This is a genomic window from Flaviaestuariibacter flavus (assembly GCF_004337505.1).
Classification (GTDB): Bacteria; Bacteroidota; Bacteroidia; order Chitinophagales; family Chitinophagaceae; genus Flavisolibacter; species Flavisolibacter flavus.
This window is the reverse complement of sequence record NZ_SJZI01000042.1, coordinates 438,260-460,048: the sequence shown is the minus strand read 5'-3', so window position 1 is coordinate 460,048 and position 21,789 is coordinate 438,260. Positions and strand designations below refer to the sequence as shown.

The following is a 21,789-nucleotide window of genomic DNA, read 5'->3' as shown; positions in this document are numbered from 1 at the left end:
ATGAAATAAAAAATTGCAGGGACAGGTGCTTGCTTATCAGGCAGTTAGCGTTAAAAAAATGGCTTGACAGGAAGCCCCCGGATGGCGGCCGTGTCGCCGTTGGCATTCGGGTCGGGGACCCTGAACCGCCTTTGGCGGGCAGCGGGCAGGTAGTTCGCCGGTGAAAAAGGCAACCGCAGAACAAGGAACAAGGAACCGCAGAAAGTTGAAGGGAAGTCTGAGTTCAGACTTCCCTTCTTATTTGGACATTCCTTGTTCCTTGTTCTGCGGTTGTTTCAGGGCATCTTTACAAACGGGTTATCCCGCCGCTCATCCCCGATCGTGGTGGTATCACCGTGACCCGGGTAGACGATCACGTCTTCGGGGAGCGTGTAGAGTTTGGTACGGATGCTTTCCTCGAGGAGGGTGAAGTTGCCGCCGGGGAGATCGGTGCGGCCCACGGAGCCGTTGAACAGCACGTCGCCGCCGATGACGAACTTCTGGGCCGGCACATAAAACACCACGTGGCCGGGCGAATGGCCGGGAGTGAAGAGCACGTGCAGCTCATCGTCGCCGAGGCGAAGCACGTCGCCTTCGTCGAAGTAGTGGTGAGGACCCTCGTAGTTTTCAAAGGGCAGCTGCCACAGCTGGCCCGAGGCGGGGCCACGCTCCAGCACGGGCACTTCGCCGCGGTGCAGGTGTAGCTCCAGCCCCCATCTGGCGGCCACGAAACGGTTGCCGAAAATATGATCGAGGTGGCAGTGCGTGTTGAGCAAAAGCACGGGCCGGAGGCCGTTAGTGGCAATAAAATCGGCCAGTTGCTGCTCTTCCGAAGCGAAATAACAGCCCGGGTCGATAATAGCACAGTCCCCGTTTTCGTTGTAGACCACATATGTGTTCTCCTGGACCGGGTTGAAGGTGAAGGTCTGAACCGTGAGCATACTGCTTTTTCTGTATTTTTAATTGCAATTTACTATTCGTCCACGAGAGCCCATTTCCAGATCAAGAACAAGTCATTATGAATCTATTGCGCCGAATTGCCACCCTTGCCGTCCTGATTTGTGCCTTTTTTCCGATTGCCAGCTTTGCCCAGGTAAGCACCGTCGAGTTCGGAAAGAACCGCGTGCAATACAAGAAGTTCAAGTGGAAATACTACCAGACGGAAAACTTCAACACCTACTTTTCACAGAACGGACTTGAGATGGGCAAATTCGTTGCCCAGATCGCCGAAAAAGAGCTCCCGCAGCTGGAAGAGGTCGTGGAATACGGACTCCAGCGACGTGCGAATATCGTTGTTTACAACAACTATGAAGACCTGCAGCAGTCGAATATCGGTCTCGGCATCGACTGGCAGGGCAACGGCGGCATCACCAGGCTGGTGAACAACAAGATGATCGTGTACTACGATGCCAACCGCAACAACATGCGCCGCCAGGTGCGCACCGGCCTCGCGCAGGTGCTGGTGCAGAACCTGCTCTTCGGCGACGACCTCGGCGAGTTTGCCGCCAACCAGACCCTCCTCGACCTGCCCAAGTGGCTCACCGACGGCTATATCGATTACGTGGCGGAGCCCTGGAACACGGAGCTCGACGACCAGCTCAAAAGCGCCATGCTGAGCGGCCGCTACAACAACTTCTACCAGTTTGCCTTCGAGCGCCCGCTGCTGGCCGGCCATGCCTTCTGGTACTACCTCTCCAACAAGTACGGCGCCAACAAGCCCACGTATTTCCTCTACCTGTCGCGCATCTACCGCAACCTCAACTCGGCCTCGCAGAAGATCGCCAAGAAGAAGTTCAAGGACATCCTCCGCGACTTCATGGAGGAAGAGCAGCAGCTTTATTTCAAAGACATCCGCGGCCGCCGCGTGGTGCCCAAAGGACAACTGTCGGTAACCGTTGAAACCGTGAAGAAGGACTATATCCGCTTCAACGCCAACCCGCTGCCCCGTTCCTTTACCTATGCCGTTACCGAGTACAGGCAGGGTAAATACAGCGTGGTGATCAACGAGAACTTCACCAGCCGCAAGGTGCTGCTGGAGTACGGCACCCGCAACCGCGAAGACGAGATCAACCCCAACCTGCCCCTGCTGGCCTGGGACCCGAAAGGCACCCGCCTCGCGGTGTTGTACGCCGAGAAAGGCAAGCAGAAGTTCTTCGTTTACGACCTCAACCGCCGCATCAAGATCGACAAGCAGGAATGGAATCAGTGGGACCAGGTGCAGGATCTCAAGTACATGCTCAACTCCAACACCCTTGTGCTGAGCGGCATCCGCAACGGGCAGAGCGATATCTACACCTACAACATCGAGAAGCAGACGGCCGAGCAGGTGACCAACGACGTGTTTGACGACCTCGACCCGAGCTTTGTGAGCTTCCCCAACAAAACCGGTATCATCTTCGCCTCCAACCGCCCGTCGGCAAATGCCGTGAGCGCCGACACTTCCATGCCCGCGCCGCGCTTCAACATCTTCCTGGTGGACAACTGGAACAAGAGCGAGTTCAAGCAGATCTCCCAGCTCACCAACATGAAGTTCGGCAACGCCCGCAACCCCTCTCCCTACAACGTAACGCATTTCACGTTCACCTCCGACGAGAACGGCATCAACAACCGTTACGCCGGCTTCTTCACCACGCAGAAGGCGGGCCTCGACACGCTTGTGTTCATCGGCGACGAGGTGCTGCGCAACCCGGCCCAGAAAGAGGTGGATTCGCTGCTGAAAGAATGGAACAAGACCGACATCGACTCAGTGGGTTACTTCTCTACCTCCAACGATTCGGCTTACGTGTTCCCGATGACCAACTACCAGAGCTCCCTGCTCGAAACCCGCACCGCGGGCGACAACTCGCTGGTGAGCGAGGTGGTGCGGCAGGGCGACTATAAGTTCCTCTACCGCCTCAAGGTGGACGAGAATCTGCTGCGCCGCCGCAACGTGTCGGCCCCGCCCACCGAGTATGTAAAGCGCCTCCGCGAGCGTGAGCGCGCCAAGAGCGTAACGGTAGCCGACCAGCAGGCCGTGGTGGACTCGGTGAAGAAAACACAGAACGACTTTTTCCAGAACGAGTTCCAGACCGAAAAGAAAGACAGCGCCGCGGCGCCCGCGACACAGGCGCCGGCAATAGGCCAGGTGATCACAGCGGAAGCGCTTGCCGACGAGCCCGTCATCCGCAAGGCAAAGCTGTATGAATACCGCCCGCCGCGCTTCTTTACCGATTACCTCGTGGCCGGTGCCAACAACACGGTTTTCGTTCCCTCCAAATACCAGCCATATGCAGGTGGCGCGGGCCCCATCGACCCGGCCAACGGCCACCAGCTCAATGGCCTTATCCGCCTCGGCACCGTCGACCTGTTTGAAGACTACAAGATCTCGGGCGGCTTCCGCATCGCGCCGAACCTGAAAGACAACGACGTGCTGTTTGAATTTACGAACCAGCGCCGCCGCTGGGACTGGGGCTTCACCTATTACCGCAGCAGCCAGTCCGTCGACCTGGGCTCCGACTTCTTAGGAAAGCAGCATTCCAACTATTACTTCGGTCGCGTAAAATATGCGCTCGACAAGGTGCGCAGCCTGCGTGCCACCATCGGCCCCCGCTTCGACCGCGTGATCGTAGCCACGCACCCCGACCCGGCACGCGGCATCTTCGCCCTCAACTTCCCCGACGGCAAGCAAACCTTCGGTCAGGCTTCGCTGGAGTACGTGCACGACAATACGCTCAACCCGGCCACCAATATCTGGTGGGGCCTCCGCTACAAGGTCTTTGTCGACTATTTCTCGCGTCTCGACAAGGGTGGCTCCGACTTCGGCCGCAATATGTTCGTGGCGGGCATCGACGCACGTCACTACCTGCCCATCTACCGCAACGTGATCTGGGCGGTGCGCGCCGCCGGTGACTTCTCGATGGGCGACAACAAAGTGGTGTACTACCTTGGTGGTGTGGACGGCTGGCTCAAGTTTGCCAACAACGAGAAGACCGACGCCACCCAGCAGGTGACCGGCTACCGCTACTTCACGCCCCAGCCTGTGCCCGATGCCACGCAGAACTACGTGTACCAGTCGCTGGCCGTGAACATGCGCGGCTTTAAGCAGAACGTTGCCAACGGCAACAACGCCGTGGTGATCAACAGCGAGATCCGCGCCCCGATCTTCAGCACCTTCTTCAACCGGCCCATCAACAATGCCTTCCTCCGCAACTTCCAGCTGGTGCAATTCTTCGACCTCGGCACGGCCTGGAGCGGCGGCATCGGCAACATCAAGCGCCCGTCGGTAACCTATACCACACCCGGCAACCCGATCTCCGTCAAGATCAAGGCAGGCGGCATCGGTCCCTTCGCCGGCGGCTACGGCTTCGGCGTACGGAGCACCCTGCTCGGTTATTTCGTTCGCTTCGATGTTTCGTACCCCATGAACGGCTTCTTCCGCGGCAAGCCCCAGACCTACCTGGCGCTGGGAGTTGACTTCTAACAGATGACTTCTTAATAATAAAAATGCCATCCCTCTGGGACGGCATTTTTATTAGAAGGAAGATTACATGAGCACAGAACAAATGAATACATGATTACATGAGGGGTTTTCGCTTCTATGATCATGTATTCATGTATTCTGTGATCATTTGCTCCGCATTCTCATCCGGTACCTCCCTGACTTTAAAGGATTGCAGATTACATGAGCACAGAACAAATGAGCAAATGATTACATGAGGGATAGCACCTCTATGATCAGGTATTCTGTGATCATTTGCTCCTCCCTCCTTTCCTATCGGCCCATGACGGCTGCCAGCCTGCGCAGCGATTCATAGATCAGGATCAGCAGCGCGCTGAACAGCACGATCATGCTCCAGTCGAAGCGGGCCTGCACCGGGTGCAGGAAGAGCGCCGCAATGTCGCGCGCGAGCTCGCCCGGCGCCAGCAACACGTCCCAGCTGTTGTAGCGCAGGTAGCGGCCGATATAGATCCCGAGGCCGCACAGCACCAGGGCCGGCACGGTAAAGTGGCTGCCCCGCCGCAGTTGCCAGCGGGCCGCTACCACCAGTTCCATGCGCTGGAGCGAAAGCAGCCCGAGCAGCAGGCCGTTCCAGGCGAAGGAGAACAGCAGGGCGAGGTCGAACCAGAGCGGCACACCCGGGCGCAGGCGCAGGTGAAACAGGTCGGTGGTGATGTAAAAGGTGTTGGGCAGAAACAGCAGCCAGCACACGAAGAGCGGGCGGAAGAGCAGCGACTGTTCGATCCAGCCGACGTTGCGTACCAGCTGCCGGCTGATATAGTAGGGCACAAAGGCGAGCCAGAGATTCCAGTTGAGAAACAGGAGCACGGGCGTTCCTGAGTACAGGAGCCGGAAGGCCGACAGCCCGCTGCTGAATGCCGCCGAGGCGAGGAGCACCTGCTCTGAGGGCTCCTGCCGGCGGTACCAGTTGGTGAGGTGACGAAGGGACGAAATCATAAATTACCAGTTGATACGGCGTGAGAAATACATGATCACACCAAGGGTGAGGAAGAGCGCGACACTGCCCAGCAACAGCGAATAGTCTTGCAGTTGCAGCGTGGTAAACACAAAGCCATACAGCAGCACAAGCACCACCGACAGCAGGGTACTGAGGCGTCCCGACTGCAGCAGCCCGCGTACAAACCAGCCGATAAGACCGATGGTAGCAATCGAAGCAATGGCGTATGCCGGGTTGAAACCGATGTATTCGGAAAACGAAAGCAGGAGCGCGTAAAACAACACCAGCGCCAGTCCGATCAGCCCATACTGGAAGGGATGCACCGAGCGTTTGTTGACCATTTCAATAAGGAAAAAAGCGGCGAAGGTGAGCACGATGCAGAGCAGTGCATACTTGATGGAGCGCATCGTTTTCTGGTAAGCATTCACCGGCACAAAGAGGTCGACACCAACCGCGGTGCGCGCAAGGTCGTAGCGCGGCCCGCCGGCTTCGGTATACTGTTGCGGCACAGCCCGCCGGTTGGCGCCCATGCGCCACGTAGCATCGAATCCGCCGGAAGCCACTTTTGATTCCACGGGAAGGCCTTCGCCCGTAAAGCTCGGGTGCGGCCAGGGCGAACGCACGGTGACCGTAGACTTTCGCCCGAGCGGCGCAAAAAGCAATTGCTGTGAGCCATTGAGGGCGAGGGTAGCGGTAAAGCTGCCCGACTGCAGGTCTTCGGCACCTTTGAGCGCAAGTGCTGCTACAAGGGTCGCGGTGTCATCGCCTTCGACCGCCTGCGGCGCGAATTGGGTGGAGGTCCCGTTCCAGCGCGCGTCCACTTCTTCGTTCAACCCGCGCAGGTCGCCGAGCTGCAGGCGCAGGTAGGCGCGATCCCACAGAACGCTGGCAGGATCGATGTGCAGCGCCGCCAGGTTGGGTGCCGCAAAGCGCGCGGTCACTTCGGCGCGGGCCGAATACAACATCACCTGGTACATGCCGCGGTGTTTCTCGCGCGGGTCGGCGACCGCCCGTATTTCCACGGTATCCGGCAGGATGATGGCATTGGCAACGGTCGGCAAGGTATCATCGCGCCCATTAGTGCTGCCAGCCCGGTAAGGCAGCACCAGCACCGGCGCCGTTACCAGCTGGCGCCCGGCCCATTTGGCGCTCACCTCGTTTACCGCCTCCTTCTGGCGGCTTTCGCGCTCGGAGATCAGCTGCTGCACCTGGCAGGTAGGAATCATCAGGAGCCCGATGATGCCGGCTATAACGGCAACTTTTACGAGCAGTTTGGTCTTGCCCCAGGCTTCCTGGGTCACTTCTTTTGCATTCATGGTTTTTAGTATTGAGTAATCGGTAAATGACGGTAATAAGGGTAGCGGAGCAGGAGTACCAGGATCATGTCGATAAAAAGCGGCACGACGAAACGGGAATCCTCGCCCGTGGCGGTGAGTGTGGGGCGGGCCAGCATCCAGAGTGGCAAGGCCGCCGTTGCAAGAACAATGGCACACCACAACAGGTACTTCACAAGATGCGGGCGCCGCCCCGGCTGCAACAGGCGCTGCAGGCTGATGGTACCGGTCAGCAATCCCGGCAGCCCCAGCACAAAGGCGCCCGACAGCAGCGGCAGAAACAGGTGCAACTCTGTATTGCTGCGCGTAAAAATGTCGCTGCACATCACGGAAAAGGGATAGAGAAGCACGCTACACCCCCAGGTGTAGAGTACGAAGCGAAAAGTGTTCATATGTGATCAGGGTTTAGAAGCGGAGAGCAGGATTTGATATGCGGGAAGTCGCAGCAGGAGCGCCAGGACCGGCGCCACAGAAAATACCAGCCAGGCCGTTTTTGCTTCATCGAAGAATCCGGCGAGCCAGACATTGGTCATGATATAAACCAATACGACCAGGACAGACAGCCAGAGCAGGTAACGGGAAATGGGCCTCACGCGGAGCCGGAAAAGCAGTGCTAACGCAAGCCACCCGAGCAGCAGGCTGGGAGCGCTGAAGACAAGGCTGTAACCGAAAAGTGCATACCATCCTTTTAAGCTGAGGCCCGACAGGCTTCCTCCCAGCCCGCAGATCAGGCAAAGCGGAAGGAACACATTCGTGAGCAGCCAGGTGAGCGCAACGAAACGAAAAAGTTTCCAGAAGGCAGGCATAGTTCTTCGTTTTAAGCAATGGCGGGAAAGGGTGAAGTCGCGCCTGTATTTCTACGACCCTTGTCGGTTGACAGGATGCGCTCCAATAAAGGCAGCATCTTGTTGAGGCCGCGCGTCTTGATCATGAAGTTCCAGAGCGGCTCAAACTTTTTCCAGCCACCGGCGTAGGTGAAATGCCGAAGCTGGTCGCGGAGGTGCTCGTGCCGGAGTGAAGCCTGCAACACGTTGCCCCAGGAATAAAAATCGTTATAGGCACGATCGTAGCCGCGCTTCAGCTCGTCGGCCGTAAGCCCTTTGGTTTTGTACACTACCTGGCGCGTATCGTAGCGGCTCCAGTCGCGGTGCAGGATCCGCCCTTCGGTCTCCATCTGCTGATACAGCCGCGTGCCGGGGTAAGGCGTTAGGATATGAAACGTAGCGGTGGTAAGCCCATTTCGCACCGCCCAGTCAACGGTTCGCTTGAACACGTCCTTGTCGTCATCATCCAGGCCAAAAACAAAGGAGCCGTTCATCATGATCCCGAGGTCGTGAAGACGACGAATGGCGGCCTCGTAATCGCGGCCCAGGTTCTGCCGCTTGTTGCTTTGCACGAGATTGTTGGGATTAAGCGTTTCGAAGCCGACGAAGATGCTGCGCAGGCCGGCCTTCGCTGCGCGCTCAATCAGGTCGCCGCGGAGGATGGCATCGATGGTGGACGCACCCTGGAACAGGCGGCCCATGCCCTGCATCCCGTCAAAAAGCGCGGTAGCGAATCGCTGCTGCCCCAACAGGTGGTCGTCGAGAAAATACAGGTGCCTGCCGGGCAGGCGATCGATCTCGAACAGCGCCGCATCCACCTGCTGTGTATAAAAGGATTTGCCTCCTTCGAAAAACGCGTCCTTGTAGCAGAAGTCGCAGTGATGCGGACACCCCCGCGACACCACGATGGAGTTGGGCACGAGGTAACGCTCGCGGCGGATAAGGTCGCGGCGAACCGGCGGCAGCGTGGCGAGGCTGCGCTCCTTGTTGGTATAAACCCGCCTGGGCGCGCCGCGCCGGAAGTCGGCAAGGAACTCCGGGAAGGTGTCTTCACCAGGCCCGATGAATACCGAATCCGCATGAGCGCCGGCCTCCAGGGGCAGCGACGTTACATGTAGTCCGCCGAGACAAACGTGACACCCTTTTGCACGGTATGAATCGGCCAGCTCGTAGGCGCGCCACGCATTGGTGATATACACCTGGATCACCACGACGTCGGGGCAGTCGTCGGTGCGGAGCACTTCCACATGCTCGTCCTGCAGCTCCACCTCGTCGTCGGGTGCGCAAAAGGCAGCCAGCGTTGCGAGCCCCAGCGGCGGGAAGAGCGAATACTTGATGGGGCGCCAGAACGGGCTCTTGGCCTCGGTGAGCGCCGGGAGGATCATCTTGATACGCATGGTATTCGGTTTTTTGTTGACTATGCAGCCAGCACGTTGCGTTGCGCGGCAACCAGCACCCCAAATCGGCGGAAGAGCACGGCGCCCGCGAATGCCAGCGACACGCTGCAGCCGATCCAGGAAAGGAGCACCATTTCCCATAGCTTAAGCACGTTCGATTCGGAATACAACAGGGGCTGACAGCCGCCCACATAGGTGCCGGTATTGCCTGCGCGGCAGAGCACCAGCGCGTAGCGCACGCCCTGCGGCGCCCAGGTGATGGCATACGAGCCGCGGCCACGTGCCTGCCCGAGCAGCCCCACCGGCAAGCGGCGCACGGGCCCGTCGTAGCCCGGCAGGTTGGTGGCGCGGATGAGGCCATCAGCATCCGCAAGAAGGTAGAACAGGCCACGCGAAACGATGATCGACCGGGTTTCCGCATCCAGGGTATCGGTGCCAAGGCGGCCGGAAGCTGCAAGCACACTTAGGCGCCCGGCCAGCAGGCGCGGCCCTTCGTTGGCAGCCTGCCGGTGCACCTGCTGCACCACCGCGAATACAAGCAGGTGCACGATGCTGATGATCAGAAAAGCGCTTACAAGTACAAGGGACAGGTTGCGTTTCATGCGATTTGATTTTGTGGTTGGAAGTTGTCGCGCTCGAGCTGCAGCGCGAGGCGGTGACAGGGACAGAGCAGTGCAGCACCGAAGACACCGAAGCTGCAGTCGACCAGTTGCCACCAGAAGGGAATGCCGCGCAGGGTGCCGCAGATAAAGGCCAGTGGCAGGATGGCGGCGCAGGCGCCCAGACCGAACTGGATCACCCAACGGTTGCGCACCGGGTCGAGCCAGGGACCGACGAAGAGGCCGGCGAGGATCACGTGTGCGAATGCGAGCCAGTCGTACCCGTAAAACAGGAAGCCGCTTTCGCTGCCCACACGTGTGTAGGCGCTGTGCACGCGTTGCAGCCATTGTCCCACCGCTCCTTCCGTGCCGGTAATGCGGAGCGCGAAGCGCAGCTCGGCATCGGCGGGCCAAACGGTAAGTCCGCTCAGCAGCAGCGCGATGATAAAGATTCCCAGGAGGCGGCGGACGGTGCGGAGGCGTTGATATTCTCTCGTAAAAAGTACTTTGTATTTCAAAGTGGAGGGAAAAAAAAAATTACTTGGTACCCCGGATCATGCGTTCGAGTGCCTGGATATGGTCGTTGAAGGCCTTTTCGCCGGCACGGGTGATGGAATACGTGGTGTTGGTCTTGCGCCCGATAAAGCCCTTGTGCACCTTAATGAGGCTGTTCTCCTCCAGGTTCACGAGGTGCGTGGCCAGGTTGCCGTCCGTTACTTCCAGCATCTGCTTCAGGTCGTTGAAGCTTACCTCCTCGTTGGCGGCAAGAATGCTCATGACGCCAAGGCGGATGCGGTTGTCGAACAGTTTGTTGAGGCCTGCTATGGGGTTTTTCTGGCTCACGCTTTTTCCGGCGCCTCCCCGCGCTCATTCTTCCACCACATAAAAAAGCCCCAGATGATGTGCAGCACGCCGAAACCGATGGCCCAGAAATACAGGCCGTAGCCTACATAGCGCGTTGCAATGAGGCCAAGCAGGATCTCAAGCACACCCAGGTAGCGGATGTCGTTAACGGTGTATTTGCTTCCATTCACCAGCGCAAGGCCATAGAAGATGAGACTGAGCGGAGCAACAAAGCGCCAGTCGTTATAACCCATGAGCAGGGAGAGGATCAGCAGGCCGCCGGTTACCAGCGGTATCAGCATATTGATGGCCAGGGTGCGCGAGGTGCGGTCCCACAGCGGGAGACGCTGGCGGCGTGCGCGGCGCCAGGTGAAGAAAAAGGCCGAAGCAACCGCGAGCACCAGCACGATCGCTGCCAGCACCATCAGGTGCAGCTTCAGCTCGGCAAAGTCGTGGTTGGTGTAGCCGCCCCGGGTATAGTCATCATAATAAGCACCGATGCGGCGCCCGGCGGCCCAGCTGCCGGCAAGGCCCCAGATGCCGGCCGCAATGCCGCTCAGCCCGCTCAGCGATAAGAAGCGGCTCGACCGGTTCATCATCCGGCGGATGTCCTGCAAGGTCTCGAGGGATTGCGTTTGCTCATTCATAAAAAGCACTTTGCGATACAAAGTAAACTCATTTATTCAATTCCCGCTCACCGGTCCCGAAAAAAATTTTCGGATCGCCCGGTGCTTGCTCAGATCGATTCGAGAATTATGGTTGCCGCGGCTTCGATCTCTGCTTCGCTGATGGTCAGCGGCGGCGAAATACGCAGGCAGTCCGAAGCGAAGAGAAACCAGTCGGAGAGCACGCCGCGCGCAATGCAGCGGTCGATGACGGCCTTGCACACATCGAAGGATTCGAAACGCACGGCCATCCACAACCCGAAGTGCGCTACGGACCGGATGGCGGGATGCACGAGAAGTGTACGGAATAGTTCCGCCTTTCGGGCCACATCCGTTATCATGCCTTCCGATTGAAGCGCGCTGAAGGCGGCAAGGCCGGCCGCGCAACACACCGGGTGCCCGCCGAAGGTGGTGATATGCCCAAGCACCGGGCCATCCGTGAAATGATCCATCAGCTCTTTGGAGGCCACAAAGGCACCGAGGGGCATACCGCCGCCGAGGGCTTTGCCCAGCAGCAGCACGTCGGGCACAACATCAAAGTGCTCAAAGCCCCAGAGCCGTCCGGTGCGGCCAAAGCCCGCCTGGATCTCGTCGAGCACGAGCAGGGTGCCTGTTTGCGTGCAGCGCGCACGCAGGGCCTGCAGCCACTCCCGCGACGGAGGCAGCACGCCCGCTTCGGCCTGTACCGTTTCGGCAACGACGCAGGCGGTATCCGTAGTAATACGGTCGATGGAGGCAAAGTCGTTGTATACCAGGTGCTGCACGCCGGGCAGCAAAGGCCGGTAGGCGTTGCGCCAGTATTCGGAGCCGATGATGCTGAGTGCGCCCTGGGTGGAGCCATGGTAGGAGTTCTGGAATGCAATGATTCCGGTGCGCCCGGTGACGCGCTTGGCCAGCTTCATGGCGCCCTCCACCGCTTCGGCGCCCGAGTTGGTAAAATACACCGAGCGGAGCGGCGCCGGCAATGTCTGCACAAGCGCTTCTGCATAGCGCACCTGCGGGCTTTGCACGAATTCGCCGTACACCATCACGTGCAGGTAAGCGTCGAGCTGGGCGCGCACCGCCTCCAGCACCGCGGGATGGCGGTGCCCCACGTTGGCCACCGAAATACCCCCGATCAGGTCGATGTATTCCCGGCCCGAAGCATCGTAAAGCGTGCAGCCTTCCGCCTTCACGATCTCAAGGGCAAGCGGTGCGGTGGAGGTCTGGGCTACGTGCTGCAGGAAAAGCTGGCGGAGATTCATAGCGCAAAGAAATACCGAATACCGAACATCGAACCGCAGAATATCGGGTGTTTCGCAACCGGACCCAATCTGTCTGACCGCCGCAACCGGCATTTATCGATATTCGTTATCCGATATTCAACATTCGTTACTCGATATTCTTATGGCTCTGCTCCTCCCTGTAGAAGATAAATTCCCCGCCTGGGGCCCCAACTGCTTCATCGCGCCCAACTGCACCATAGTGGGTGATGTGATGATGGGTGAAGGCTGCAGCGTATGGTTCAATGCGGTGATCCGCGGCGACGTGAACAGCATCCGCCTCGGCGACCGGGTGAACGTGCAGGATGGCGCCGTCATCCACGCCACTTACCAGAAAACGAAGGTGCTGGTGGGCGACGACGTTTCCATCGGGCACAACGCCATCGTTCACGGCTGCACCATCCACAACCACGTGCTGATCGGGATGGGCGCCATCGTTATGGACAACGCCGTGGTGCATTCCAACACCATCATCGCGGCGGGCGCCGTGGTGCTTGAGAACTCCGTCTGCGAGGGCGGCTCCATCTACGCGGGTGTTCCGGCAAAAAAAGTAAAAGCGCTGCCCGAGGAGCTGCTGTCGGGCGAAATCCACCGCATCGCGCAGAATTACGGACGTTATGCGCGCTGGTTCGACGCGGTGAACGAAGCGGGAGGAGAATCTCAGATCTTAGATCTCGGATCTCCGATCTAGAGTTTGGCAGTTACCTGTAAAGTGATCGTTGTCAATATTTTGCAATCATCATACTGCGATCTGAGCTCTGACACCTGAGATCCGACATCCTGTTTGGGGAATTATCCCGAACTTAGGGTTGTCTAAACGCCGTCTTATGAAAAACGTTACCCGCATTGCCGTTCTGATTGCCCTGGTGGGCTTTACTGCTTCGTGCAGTGTTTTCAAGAAGAATAAGGAAGGGTGCCCGAGCGATGGACGCAACGTGGGCGCGGAGAAGCTCCTGAGCGAGCCGCCGAAGAAAACCCCCAAATACCGGGTGCAGCAGTAATTTATCCACAGCGCCCCGGTCATGGCAGTGGCGAGGCACAAAGTTTGCGACGGATGCAGCGATTGACGTCACAAAGGCGTCTTACCTATACTAAACCGTTTCACATGAGTCTGACCCTACGAAATGCACTCGGATGCACCGAAGCCGTAATCGACGATGATGGCGGCCTTAAACGTTTCTACCTCGTTGCCGACATTCTTTCCACCGACCTGAACGTGGATTTTTCGCGCAAGGAAGACGAATTCGACTCCATCAACTGGAGCTTTTCATTCGGCAAGCACCTGCTGACGCTTTGCTACAGCATCTACAACGGCATCTCACTTTTTCCAACACAATTGCACGAAGCTTCCAAGCGCGCCAACGAGGCCGTGGTGGAACTGGCGTCGGTGCTGGAAGGAAAGCTGATGTCGGTGGACCTGCGGAACTGAGGTTTCGCCCCGCGCCCCGGGATTGCAAAGCACATATTGAAAACGACAGATCCCGGCTGGCTGCCGGGATCTGTCGTGATAGCATGTCGTTCACAATGCCTTTCCCGTCACGCCTGCGGTTATTTGCTGTTAAGCTGCAAGGCAATACGGCGGTCTTTCTTGCGTTCCTCATCGGAGGCTGTTGCGGGTACCTTTGCGAATTCGGAACCATAGCCTTCCGCGCCGGTAAGTTGCCCCGCTTTTCCACCCGCTGACCTGATCGCGTTCATCACCGCGTCGGCCCGCTCCTGGCTAAGCTTTTTGTTTGCGGCATCGTTACCCGTTTTATCCGTGTAACCACCGACCTTGATCCGAACAGCGGGATAGGCGTTCAGAATTGCAACAATATTATTGACCTGGTCGCGGCTTTCAGGCGTAAGCCTTGCGCTTCCCACCTCGAAATTGATGTTGTCGAAATCAAACCATTTGTCCTTTCCTGCTTTGCAGGAAGCATCGTTGATGCAGTTGACCAGTTGCTCTTCCACTCCGCCGGCATAAGCGTTCAGCTCCGTACCATTAGCCAGCCGCACTTTTGTATACGTGCGCGCGCCCGCGCCCGGCGTCCGTATCGTGCTGGTATCGGTCTGGACAGGTACCGGCGTAGTCATCGTTGTGTTCCCCGTATTCGTATCCGTGTCCCGCCGGTTGCACCCCCTGCTGAACAGATACAGTAGTGCGAGGATCGCCAGGATGATGATTACGGGCAGTAACCATTTCGATCCGCCGGGCTTGTGCTCCGGTGTCACCCTGCCGGAATCGGATACGGTCCGGTGGGTGCGTTCCACCGGCACACCCGTTACGCTGGCATCGCGGGCGGTAAGACCGCTTAGTCCCGGGATGGCCGACAGGCTCAGGCCCGAAGGCAATGCCTGTTCTATATGTACCCGCTGGCTTTCCAGGAAGGAAGAAAATTCCGGCACGCGCATATGATTTTCTTCGGCGTGCTCGCCCAGTCTTCCCAAGGCAACGGGCGCAGCCAGCGCCAACAGCGAACGGGCCGAATTTTCATGGACACCGGCGTGCCGGGCCACGACGCTGCCAACGGCGTCGTGGTGCGTGCCAAACAGGTTACGCACCAGGTCGGTGCCCCGGGAAATGAGCGACTGCGTATCGCCCGTGGCAAGGCCCCGGAGCGCATTCGCCGGACCGCCCGCCGCAACGTTTCGCGAAACGTCAAGCATCGAAGCAGCCTCGCCGGCATGCACGCGCGACAGTACGCCACCAAAGAGCAAAGGAATGATCGCAGCGAGCGCCTTACCTACTCCACCTTCGCTTTCGCCAAGCGACGGGGCTACTTTACTTACAACTTCATGGTTGAAAAGCGAACGTACCGAATCCAGCAGGTTGAAAGCCATAAAACAGGTTTTAGGTGAAGAAAAAATAACCGGGCAGGATAAACGTTTTCAACGGGTATGGAGCTTATTAAATTTAAATTATTGCCAGACAGGGTGCGCGCGTTTCAAAAAATAAATATACTGATGGGGAATGCCATAAACCCTGCGGTTCGCTTACTGTGCCGGCCCATTCTGGCAAGTGCCGACGAGCACGTGCCGGAAGTCTGCCGGATGAAACGTACTGCGGCCTGCATTCAGGAAGGAAAACCGAAAGGATGAGCGGAAACAGCCGGGCTCCTCAATACTTCTTCTCGTCGATGGTATCGAGAATGGTCGCGTAATTCACATAGCGCTCCTCGGATATTTCCCCGTTACGGACGGCTTCCTTAATGGCGCAGCCCGGCTCGTTCATGTGAAGACAGTTATTGAACTGGCAGCCGTTGAGCCGCTCGCGCATCTCCGGGAAATACCCGCTCAACTCGGACTTCGAGATGTTTACCAGGCCAAACTCCTTAAGACCGGGGGTATCGATTATGCGCCCGCCTTCGGCTGACGGAAGGTCATACATCTCCGCAAAGGTCGTGGTGTGTTGCCCTTTGCCGCTCCAGCCGCTTACATCCTGCGTCTTGATGCCTTTACCCGGCAGAATGCGGTTAATAAAAGATGATTTACCCACGCCGCTGTGTCCGCTCACGAGCGTCGTCTTATGGTGCAGCAGCTGCGATACTTCTTCAATGCCCTTGCCTTCGAGCAGTGATACGAGCTGCACCTGGTAACCGACATTGGTATAGATCTCTTCCAGTTCGGCATAGAGGTCCCACTCCTTGTCGCGGTACAGGTCGGCCTTGTTGAACAGCAGGATGGCCGGCACGTGGTACATTTCGCAGGTAACAAGAAAGCGGTCGATGAATCCCGTAGAAGTACGGGGGTCGCGGAGCGTGGCGATAAGCAGCGACTGATCGAGGTTGGCGGCCACAATGTGCTGCTGGTGGCGGCCTTTCGGCGACAGGCGGTTGATATAATTGCGGCGCTCATGGATGCCGGTGATGGTGGCCGTGTTCTCACCTTCGTATTCGGAAACAATATCGACAATGTCGCCCACCGCGAGGGGGTTGGTTGACGTCAGCCCGTCCTGCCGGAACGTGCCCTTGATACGTGCGTTCCACCACCGTCCTTCGGTGTCTTTTACCGAATACCAGCTTCCCGTCGATTTATACACCAGGCCTTCCATGATCAGGGCAAAGTACGGAATAATGTATAGCGCAGCAGCAGCTCAAGCAGCAAAAACAGCGCGGCCGCGGCAACAAACCAATGAAACTCTTCGTGGTAGCGTGTTTTGGTCACCACCTGAACGTTGGAGCGCTCCAGCTGGTTGATCCGCGCATACACGCCCTGCAGGCTGCCCTTGTCCTTGGCGCGGAAGTAGGCGCCGCCCGTCGACTGCGCGATCCGCTGCAAGAGCTGTTCATCTACCTGGACGTTGCCCTTGCCACCACCTTCGGTGTAGGCCGCAAAGCGATCCGAGGCCATGCCGATCGTGTACACCTTCACGCCTTTGGCGCGGGCGATACCCAATGCGGTCTCGGGGTCGATGATGCGTGTGGGCGGCGCTTCCTCGCGGCCGTCGGTGAGCAGCACCACCACCTTGCTTTTCGCGGGCACATCGGCAAGACGCGCCACCGAGGTGGCCAGTCCCTCTCCGATGAGCGTGCCCGGCTGCAGCATATCGCTTCGAATGGAACGGATCTGCTCGAGCAGCGATTCGTAGTCGGTGGAGATCGGCGCCTGCGTAAACGCCTCCCCGGAAAACACTACGAGCCCGATCTGGTCGACCTGGCGGGCCCGCACGAAATCAGCAGCCACCTCCTTGGCCACCGCCAGGCGGTTGGGTACGAAGTCGGGCGTCATCATCGATCCGCTCACGTCGATGCACAGTACGATGGCGATGCCTTCGCCCTTGTTCTTTTTCTGTACGTCGCTCACCTGCGGGCGGGCAAGCGCGAGCACGAGCCCGGCGCCTGCAAGCAGGCGCAGCAGCGGCAGCAGGAAGAGCCAGCGCTGGCGCCCCGAGCGTACGGTAAACAGGGCGGCGGTAGATACCTGGAAGGCGGCGCGGCGCGTGCGCTGGCCGCGCACCCACAGGTAGGCGAGCACCGGCAGCAGCCCCAGGAAGGGCAGCACCCACACGTGCGCAAATCGTACCTGTTGCAGCCAATCGTACAACATCAGCTATTCTCCTCGATGGCGATCACCGCCTTTTTTAGGGTTTGTATGTCTTCGTCCATCTGCGCGGCACCGGGGCGATACTTGGCAAACTTCGCCAGGTCGGCATTTTCCAGTGCGCGGCGCAGGTCGCCCTGAAGGCCCGCGGGCACCCGCCAGCCGCCAAGGCGCGCTACCAGGTCGGACGATGTGTCGGCATCCGAATAGTATCCCTTGCGCTTGTAGATATACTGCCGGAAGATCTGCACCAGGTCGGTATAAAACAGCCGGGGCTCGGCGCGCCGGTCGCGGTCTTCCTGAAGGGCGCCGAGCTGCTGCAGCACTTTCTTATAATAATTCACATCCAGCTTCACCGCCACCGGCGCATCGCCTTTTTTCTTCGGGAAAAGCAGCAGCACCAGCAGCAGGATCACAAGCGCCAGCACGAGGTACCATTGCCAGGTGCTCTGTGCCTGCGGTGTGATATCCAGGATATCCTTTTCATCATGATAAGGCTGCTTCGGATCGAAAGGCGAAGAAAACACAACCGATATCGGTATGGGCTTCGACGCCGTGCTGCCTTCATAGATGATCGGTGGGATAACGCGGCGGCCGCTGTCCCAGCTCGTGATCTTCAGCTGAAGGCGAACGATATAGTTACCGGCTTCGCGGAGCGTATCGCTGCGCTGCTCGAGTATCTCGAAAAAAGGCAGGCTGTCGACCGTCACCCCGTGCGGCGGCAACTGCGGACCGGTAAGCTTCAGATCGAGCTGCAAGGGCTCGCCGATCAGGATCCGGTTTTTATCGACGCTGGCAGAAAACTGCGGCGCCTGCGCCGAAGCGGCCAGGAAGAACAAGGACGATATAAGCAGGAGCAGGTAGCGGATCATGGGCGGACGCGGCTGATGAAGAAACGCTGCAGCACCTTAACGTAATCTTCGTCGGTGCGCAGGTGCAGCAGGTCGCTGCCGGCTTTACGAAAAACGGTGTTGGCGTATTCGGTGACACGGAAAAATTCCTGCTCGTATTGATAGCGCACAAAAGAATTGTTGGTGTCCACCAGCTGGCGGCGGCCTGTTTCGAGGTCTTCCACCTCCAGCAGCCCCGCCTTGGGCAACTGCTGGTCGAGGCGGTCGTAGAGCTTGATGCCGACTACATCATGGCGGCGGGCCACCACGCGCAGGGCGTCTTCGTAACCGGTGTCGAGAAAATCGCTCAGCACAAAGGAGATGCTGCTCTGGCGACGCGTGTTGTTGAAATAACGCAGTGCCTTATCGAGCTCCGTGGCGCGCCCCTTCGGCTCGATAGTAAGCAACTGCCGCACGAGGAAGAGCACCTGGTCGCGGCCCTTCTTGGGCGGGATGAATTTCTCAATGCGGTCGCTGTAGAGGATAGCGCCCACCTTGTCGCCGTTGTTGATGGCCGAAAAGGCCAGCACCGCCGCGATCTCGGTGGCGATCTCGCGCTTCGACGCATTCACCGAGCCAAAGAGCGACGAAGCGCTCACATCGATCAACAGCATCACCGTCAGCTCGCGCTCTTCTTCAAACAACTTGCTGAAGGTATGGCCGAAGCGCGCCGACACGTTCCAGTCGATAAAACGCACATCATCGCCCGGCGCATATTCGCGCACTTCCTTGAACGACATTCCGCGTCCCTTGAAGGCACTGTGGTATTCACCCGTAAAAAGATCTGAGGAAAGCTTCTTGCTTTTGATCTCCAGGGCGCGGACCTTTTTGAGTATGTCGGCTGTCGTCAGCAACGTTGATTAGTTAATTCGTCTATTCGTTAATTGGTCCTTCGGCAAGCTCAGGACGACAATGTCAGGCCAAGCGAAGCCCAAGCCTTGTCAGGCTGAGGGGAGCCGCAGCCTAAGGCAAAGGAACGGTTTTGAGGATCTGCTCGATCACCATTTCGGAAGTAATGTTTTCGGCTTCCGCTTCATAGGTGATGCCGATGCGGTGGCGGAGCACGTCGGGGCAAATGGAGCGAACGTCTTCCGGCACCACGTAGCCGCGGCCGTTGAGGAAGGCCTGTGCCTTGGCGGCGATGGCCAGGTTGATGGACCCGCGCGGCGAGGAGCCGTAGGAAATAAGCCCGTCGAGGCTCTGGATGCCAACGGCCTTGGGGTCGCGGGTGGCGAAGACGATGTCGAGGATATATTGCTCCACTTTTTCGTCGAGGTAGATCTGGCGTACCAGCTTGCGTGCCTCGATCACTTCCTGCATCGCCACCACGGGCTGCACCTCGGGCGGACGCGAGCCGGTTACCTGCTGGCGGATGATGAGCTGCTCCTCCTCGCGGGTAGGATAGCCGACGATCACCTTCATGATGAAGCGGTCTACCTGTGCTTCCGGCAGCGGGTAGGTACCCTCCTGCTCCAGCGGGTTTTGGGTTGCCAGCACCAGGAAGGGCTCTTCGAGCTTGTAGGTGTGGTCGCCGATCGTCACCTGCCGCTCCTGCATGGCTTCCAGCAAGGCGCTCTGCACCTTGGCGGGGGCGCGGTTGATCTCATCGGCCAGGATGAGGTTGGCGAAGATCGGGCCTTTCCGCACCACGAAGTCGGCCCGCTGCTGGTTGTAGATCATGGTGCCGATCACGTCGGCGGGCAGCAGGTCGGGGGTGAACTGGATGCGGCTGAACTGGGCGTGGATGGCCTGGGCCAGCGACTTGATGGTAAGGGTCTTTGCCAGACCGGGAACGCCTTCGAGCAGCACGTGGCCGTTGGCCAGCATGCCGATCAGCAGGCGGTCGAGCATATAGGGCTGGCCGATAATGACCTTGCCCACCTCCTGGCGAAGGGTGCCGACAAAGCGGCCGGTGTACGCGATGCGCTCATTGAGCTGCCGGATCTCTTCCTGGGTTTGTACCATGGTGCCAAATTACGAAGGGGCACTCAGCAAATAAGGGGCCGCACCCGGACCGTGAAGGGCCGGAAGGGCGCAAACCCGCGCCGAGCGGGCCTAAATTATTATCTTTAACCTTCCATGACACCACACCGCCACCACCTTTTCACCACCCTGGGTCTTGCTTTATTGCTGCTTGCCTGCTCCAAGAGCAGTTCGGTGCCAGGCGCCGATTCGGGGCAGACCGCCCGCCTGAGCGCCCGCACCTGGTATTTCCGCGACGCGGGCATCGACTTCGACCGCGACGGCACCACCGACAATGTGCTGCCCACCGGCACGCTTCCGGCCTGCGCCCTCGACAACACCTATACGTTTAATGGCGACGGCTCCGGCAGTGCCAACGACAGTACCCTGCGCTGTGACACCTTGCCGCAAAAGCGTCCTTTTACCTGGGCTTTTGCCAACAACGAGCAAAGCATCGACCTTTCGGGCGCCGCCTTTTTCGGGTTCTCGGGCCGCTTCAAGGTGCACCTGCTCAACGACACCGCGCTGATGGTGGCCCGCGACACCGTACTTAGCCTCCCTCAATTCCCGCAGCCGGTGAACGGCTCTGTAATCATCAACCTCAATCACCACTGACATGGCCCTGAAGAAAAGAATCGCTGCCCTGGCGTCGGCCGTCCTCCTGGTCCTGCTTATTGTTAGTTGCCAGAAAGAGATCAGCACCGAAGGCCTTGCGACGGTGCCCGGGAGCGGCAACGGCAACCCTGCCCTGCCCGCCAACCGCCGCTGCGTGTCGTGTACCTTCCTGCCGCTTTGCGACTCCTCGGAATTCACCTACCTGCTCGACGGCACCGACACGAGCACCGGCATCATCCATCTCGGTACCGATACCGTAGTCAACGGGCAGACATTTAGCCGCGTAGGTGGCTTTGCAGCCTTCAACGGCGGTATCATGTATAGCTGCGCCAACCAGGAATACAAGCTGGCGCTGCCCCTATCGCAGTTCGGGCTGAACCCCGACACGCTCCGCGCGCTGCTGCAGCCGGCCCTTGACTCGCTGCTGCCCGTGCCGGGCGCCGGGATCAATATTCCCAATACCTTTTACGCCACCATCCTCAAGGCTGGCCAGGGCGCCGGCACCACCTGGCTCGACACCCTGGTGACGGTCAACGTACCGTTTACCCAGGGCACCACAACGGTCAACCTGCGTCTCTTTGCCGGCATCGAGTACACCTATCTTGGAAAGGATATCAGCTACAGCGTACTGGGCACTAATTACACCAATGTGCAGCGCGTTCAGGGCAAACCGAAGATCGGCCTTGCCGGCGCGAGCGCGGGCCAGCTGCCGCTGACCATTCCCGACGTGGAAGGACAGGTCGACTTTTACTTTGCCGGAAACATCGGCCTCATCGAAATGAATGCGGCAGATTCCACAGGCCTGGTTTCTTCGGCGAAACTTGTCCGGTACCGGTTGTAAGGTTTAGAAGGTGAAAAAGAGTTTTTCACCGCGAAGAGAATAAAAAAAGAAGTTGATACGCTAAGCTGTTATGTAAAAGGGCCCGCCGATAGCGGGACCTTTTCAATTGTATTCCTTAGCG

23 protein-coding genes are annotated in these 21,789 nt (G+C 58.7%); 6 read left to right on the top strand and 17 right to left on the bottom strand.

The annotated features are described in order from the left end of the window. Window positions 1-275: 275 nt before the first annotated feature. A complete protein-coding gene (locus EPD60_RS09900; protein ID WP_131449293.1) occupies window positions 276-920 on the bottom strand; it encodes an MBL fold metallo-hydrolase in 645 nt (214 codons plus the stop codon). Window positions 921-997: 77 nt separating this feature from the next. Here EPD60_RS09900 and EPD60_RS09895 point away from each other — a divergent pair, with 77 nt between their 5' ends. Further along, window positions 998-4,438, top strand: coding sequence for a hypothetical protein (locus EPD60_RS09895; RefSeq protein ID WP_243647801.1), 3,441 nt, complete (start codon window positions 998-1,000; stop codon window positions 4,436-4,438). Window positions 4,439-4,729: 291 nt separating this feature from the next. Here the strand turns inward: EPD60_RS09895 and EPD60_RS09890 are convergent, their stop codons facing one another. The 10 genes from EPD60_RS09890 to EPD60_RS09845 all read right to left on the bottom strand — a co-directional run bounded on the left by EPD60_RS09890 (window position 4,730) and on the right by EPD60_RS09845 (window position 12,320). Next, complete coding sequence (locus tag EPD60_RS09890; RefSeq protein ID WP_131449292.1) at window positions 4,730-5,413, bottom strand: DUF1361 domain-containing protein; 684 nt, start codon at window positions 5,411-5,413, stop codon at window positions 4,730-4,732. Between the two features lie 3 nt (window positions 5,414-5,416). Further along, window positions 5,417-6,730 carry a cell envelope integrity protein CreD gene (gene creD / locus EPD60_RS09885; RefSeq protein ID WP_131449291.1) on the bottom strand — a complete coding sequence of 438 codons (1,314 nt, stop codon included), beginning with the start codon at window positions 6,728-6,730 and terminating at the stop codon, window positions 5,417-5,419. A gap of 5 nt (window positions 6,731-6,735) precedes the next feature. Then, window positions 6,736-7,140, bottom strand: coding sequence for a hypothetical protein (locus EPD60_RS09880; RefSeq protein ID WP_131449290.1), 405 nt, complete (start codon window positions 7,138-7,140; stop codon window positions 6,736-6,738). A 6-nt stretch (window positions 7,141-7,146) separates the two neighbouring features. Then, entirely contained in the window at window positions 7,147-7,554 is a 408-nt protein-coding gene (locus EPD60_RS09875; protein ID WP_131449289.1) for a hypothetical protein, read from the bottom strand. An 11-nt stretch (window positions 7,555-7,565) separates the two neighbouring features. Then, window positions 7,566-8,969, bottom strand: a complete 1,404-nt coding sequence (locus tag EPD60_RS09870) for a B12-binding domain-containing radical SAM protein (RefSeq protein WP_131449287.1) — start codon at window positions 8,967-8,969, stop codon at window positions 7,566-7,568. Window positions 8,970-8,989: 20 nt separating this feature from the next. Further along, a complete protein-coding gene (locus EPD60_RS09865) occupies window positions 8,990-9,571 on the bottom strand; it encodes a hypothetical protein (RefSeq protein ID WP_131449285.1) in 582 nt (193 codons plus the stop codon). Further along, window positions 9,568-10,086, bottom strand: coding sequence for a hypothetical protein (locus EPD60_RS09860; RefSeq protein WP_131449283.1), 519 nt, complete (start codon window positions 10,084-10,086; stop codon window positions 9,568-9,570). Before EPD60_RS09860 ends, EPD60_RS09865 begins: the two co-directional genes overlap by 4 nt. Window positions 10,087-10,105: 19 nt before the next feature. Continuing rightward, a complete protein-coding gene (locus tag EPD60_RS09855; protein ID WP_243647800.1) occupies window positions 10,106-10,411 on the bottom strand; it encodes a winged helix-turn-helix domain-containing protein in 306 nt (101 codons plus the stop codon). Continuing rightward, entirely contained in the window at window positions 10,408-11,058 is a 651-nt protein-coding gene (locus EPD60_RS09850) for a hypothetical protein (protein WP_131449281.1), read from the bottom strand. The genes EPD60_RS09855 and EPD60_RS09850 overlap by 4 nt, the downstream gene beginning before the upstream one ends. A gap of 89 nt (window positions 11,059-11,147) precedes the next feature. Then, window positions 11,148-12,320, bottom strand: a complete 1,173-nt coding sequence (locus EPD60_RS09845; protein ID WP_131449279.1) for an aspartate aminotransferase family protein — start codon at window positions 12,318-12,320, stop codon at window positions 11,148-11,150. A 142-nt stretch (window positions 12,321-12,462) separates the two neighbouring features. Here EPD60_RS09845 and EPD60_RS09840 point away from each other — a divergent pair, with 142 nt between their 5' ends. From EPD60_RS09840 to EPD60_RS09835, 3 genes are all read left to right on the top strand, one after another. Further along, complete coding sequence (locus EPD60_RS09840) at window positions 12,463-13,029, top strand: gamma carbonic anhydrase family protein (protein WP_131449277.1); 567 nt, start codon at window positions 12,463-12,465, stop codon at window positions 13,027-13,029. A 136-nt stretch (window positions 13,030-13,165) separates the two neighbouring features. After that, window positions 13,166-13,339, top strand: a complete 174-nt coding sequence (locus tag EPD60_RS16970) for a hypothetical protein (RefSeq protein ID WP_165871497.1) — start codon at window positions 13,166-13,168, stop codon at window positions 13,337-13,339. 104 nt (window positions 13,340-13,443) lie between these two features. Next, a complete protein-coding gene (locus EPD60_RS09835) occupies window positions 13,444-13,767 on the top strand; it encodes a hypothetical protein (protein ID WP_131449275.1) in 324 nt (107 codons plus the stop codon). 119 nt (window positions 13,768-13,886) lie between these two features. Here EPD60_RS09835 and EPD60_RS09830 read toward each other — a convergent pair whose 3' ends face one another. The 6 genes from EPD60_RS09830 to EPD60_RS09805 all read right to left on the bottom strand — a co-directional run bounded on the left by EPD60_RS09830 (window position 13,887) and on the right by EPD60_RS09805 (window position 20,215). Beyond that, window positions 13,887-15,161, bottom strand: a complete 1,275-nt coding sequence (locus EPD60_RS09830; protein WP_131449273.1) for an OmpA family protein — start codon at window positions 15,159-15,161, stop codon at window positions 13,887-13,889. A 277-nt stretch (window positions 15,162-15,438) separates the two neighbouring features. After that, window positions 15,439-16,371 (bottom strand): ribosome small subunit-dependent GTPase A, encoded by a 933-nt coding sequence (rsgA, locus tag EPD60_RS09825; RefSeq protein ID WP_131449271.1) that lies wholly within the window; start codon window positions 16,369-16,371, stop codon window positions 15,439-15,441. A 2-nt stretch (window positions 16,372-16,373) separates the two neighbouring features. Next, a complete protein-coding gene (locus tag EPD60_RS09820) occupies window positions 16,374-17,366 on the bottom strand; it encodes a VWA domain-containing protein (protein ID WP_131449269.1) in 993 nt (330 codons plus the stop codon). After that, the gene (locus tag EPD60_RS09815) at window positions 17,366-18,232 is read right to left on the bottom strand and encodes a BatD family protein (RefSeq protein WP_131449267.1); all 867 of its coding nucleotides are present in this window, start codon (window positions 18,230-18,232) and stop codon (window positions 17,366-17,368) included. Before EPD60_RS09815 ends, EPD60_RS09820 begins: the two co-directional genes overlap by 1 nt. Next, a complete protein-coding gene (locus EPD60_RS09810) occupies window positions 18,229-19,104 on the bottom strand; it encodes a DUF58 domain-containing protein (RefSeq protein ID WP_131449265.1) in 876 nt (291 codons plus the stop codon). The genes EPD60_RS09815 and EPD60_RS09810 overlap by 4 nt, the downstream gene beginning before the upstream one ends. A gap of 109 nt (window positions 19,105-19,213) precedes the next feature. Continuing rightward, window positions 19,214-20,215: an AAA family ATPase gene (locus EPD60_RS09805; protein ID WP_131449263.1), complete on the bottom strand. Its 1,002-nt coding sequence runs from the start codon at window positions 20,213-20,215 to the stop codon at window positions 19,214-19,216. Between the two features lie 114 nt (window positions 20,216-20,329). Here EPD60_RS09805 and EPD60_RS09800 point away from each other — a divergent pair, with 114 nt between their 5' ends. Both EPD60_RS09800 and EPD60_RS09795 read left to right on the top strand, forming a co-directional pair. Next, complete coding sequence (locus EPD60_RS09800) at window positions 20,330-20,827, top strand: hypothetical protein (protein WP_131449261.1); 498 nt, start codon at window positions 20,330-20,332, stop codon at window positions 20,825-20,827. A gap of 1 nt (window position 20,828) precedes the next feature. Beyond that, complete coding sequence (locus EPD60_RS09795) at window positions 20,829-21,668, top strand: hypothetical protein (RefSeq protein ID WP_131449259.1); 840 nt, start codon at window positions 20,829-20,831, stop codon at window positions 21,666-21,668. Window positions 21,669-21,789 lie beyond the last annotated feature (121 nt).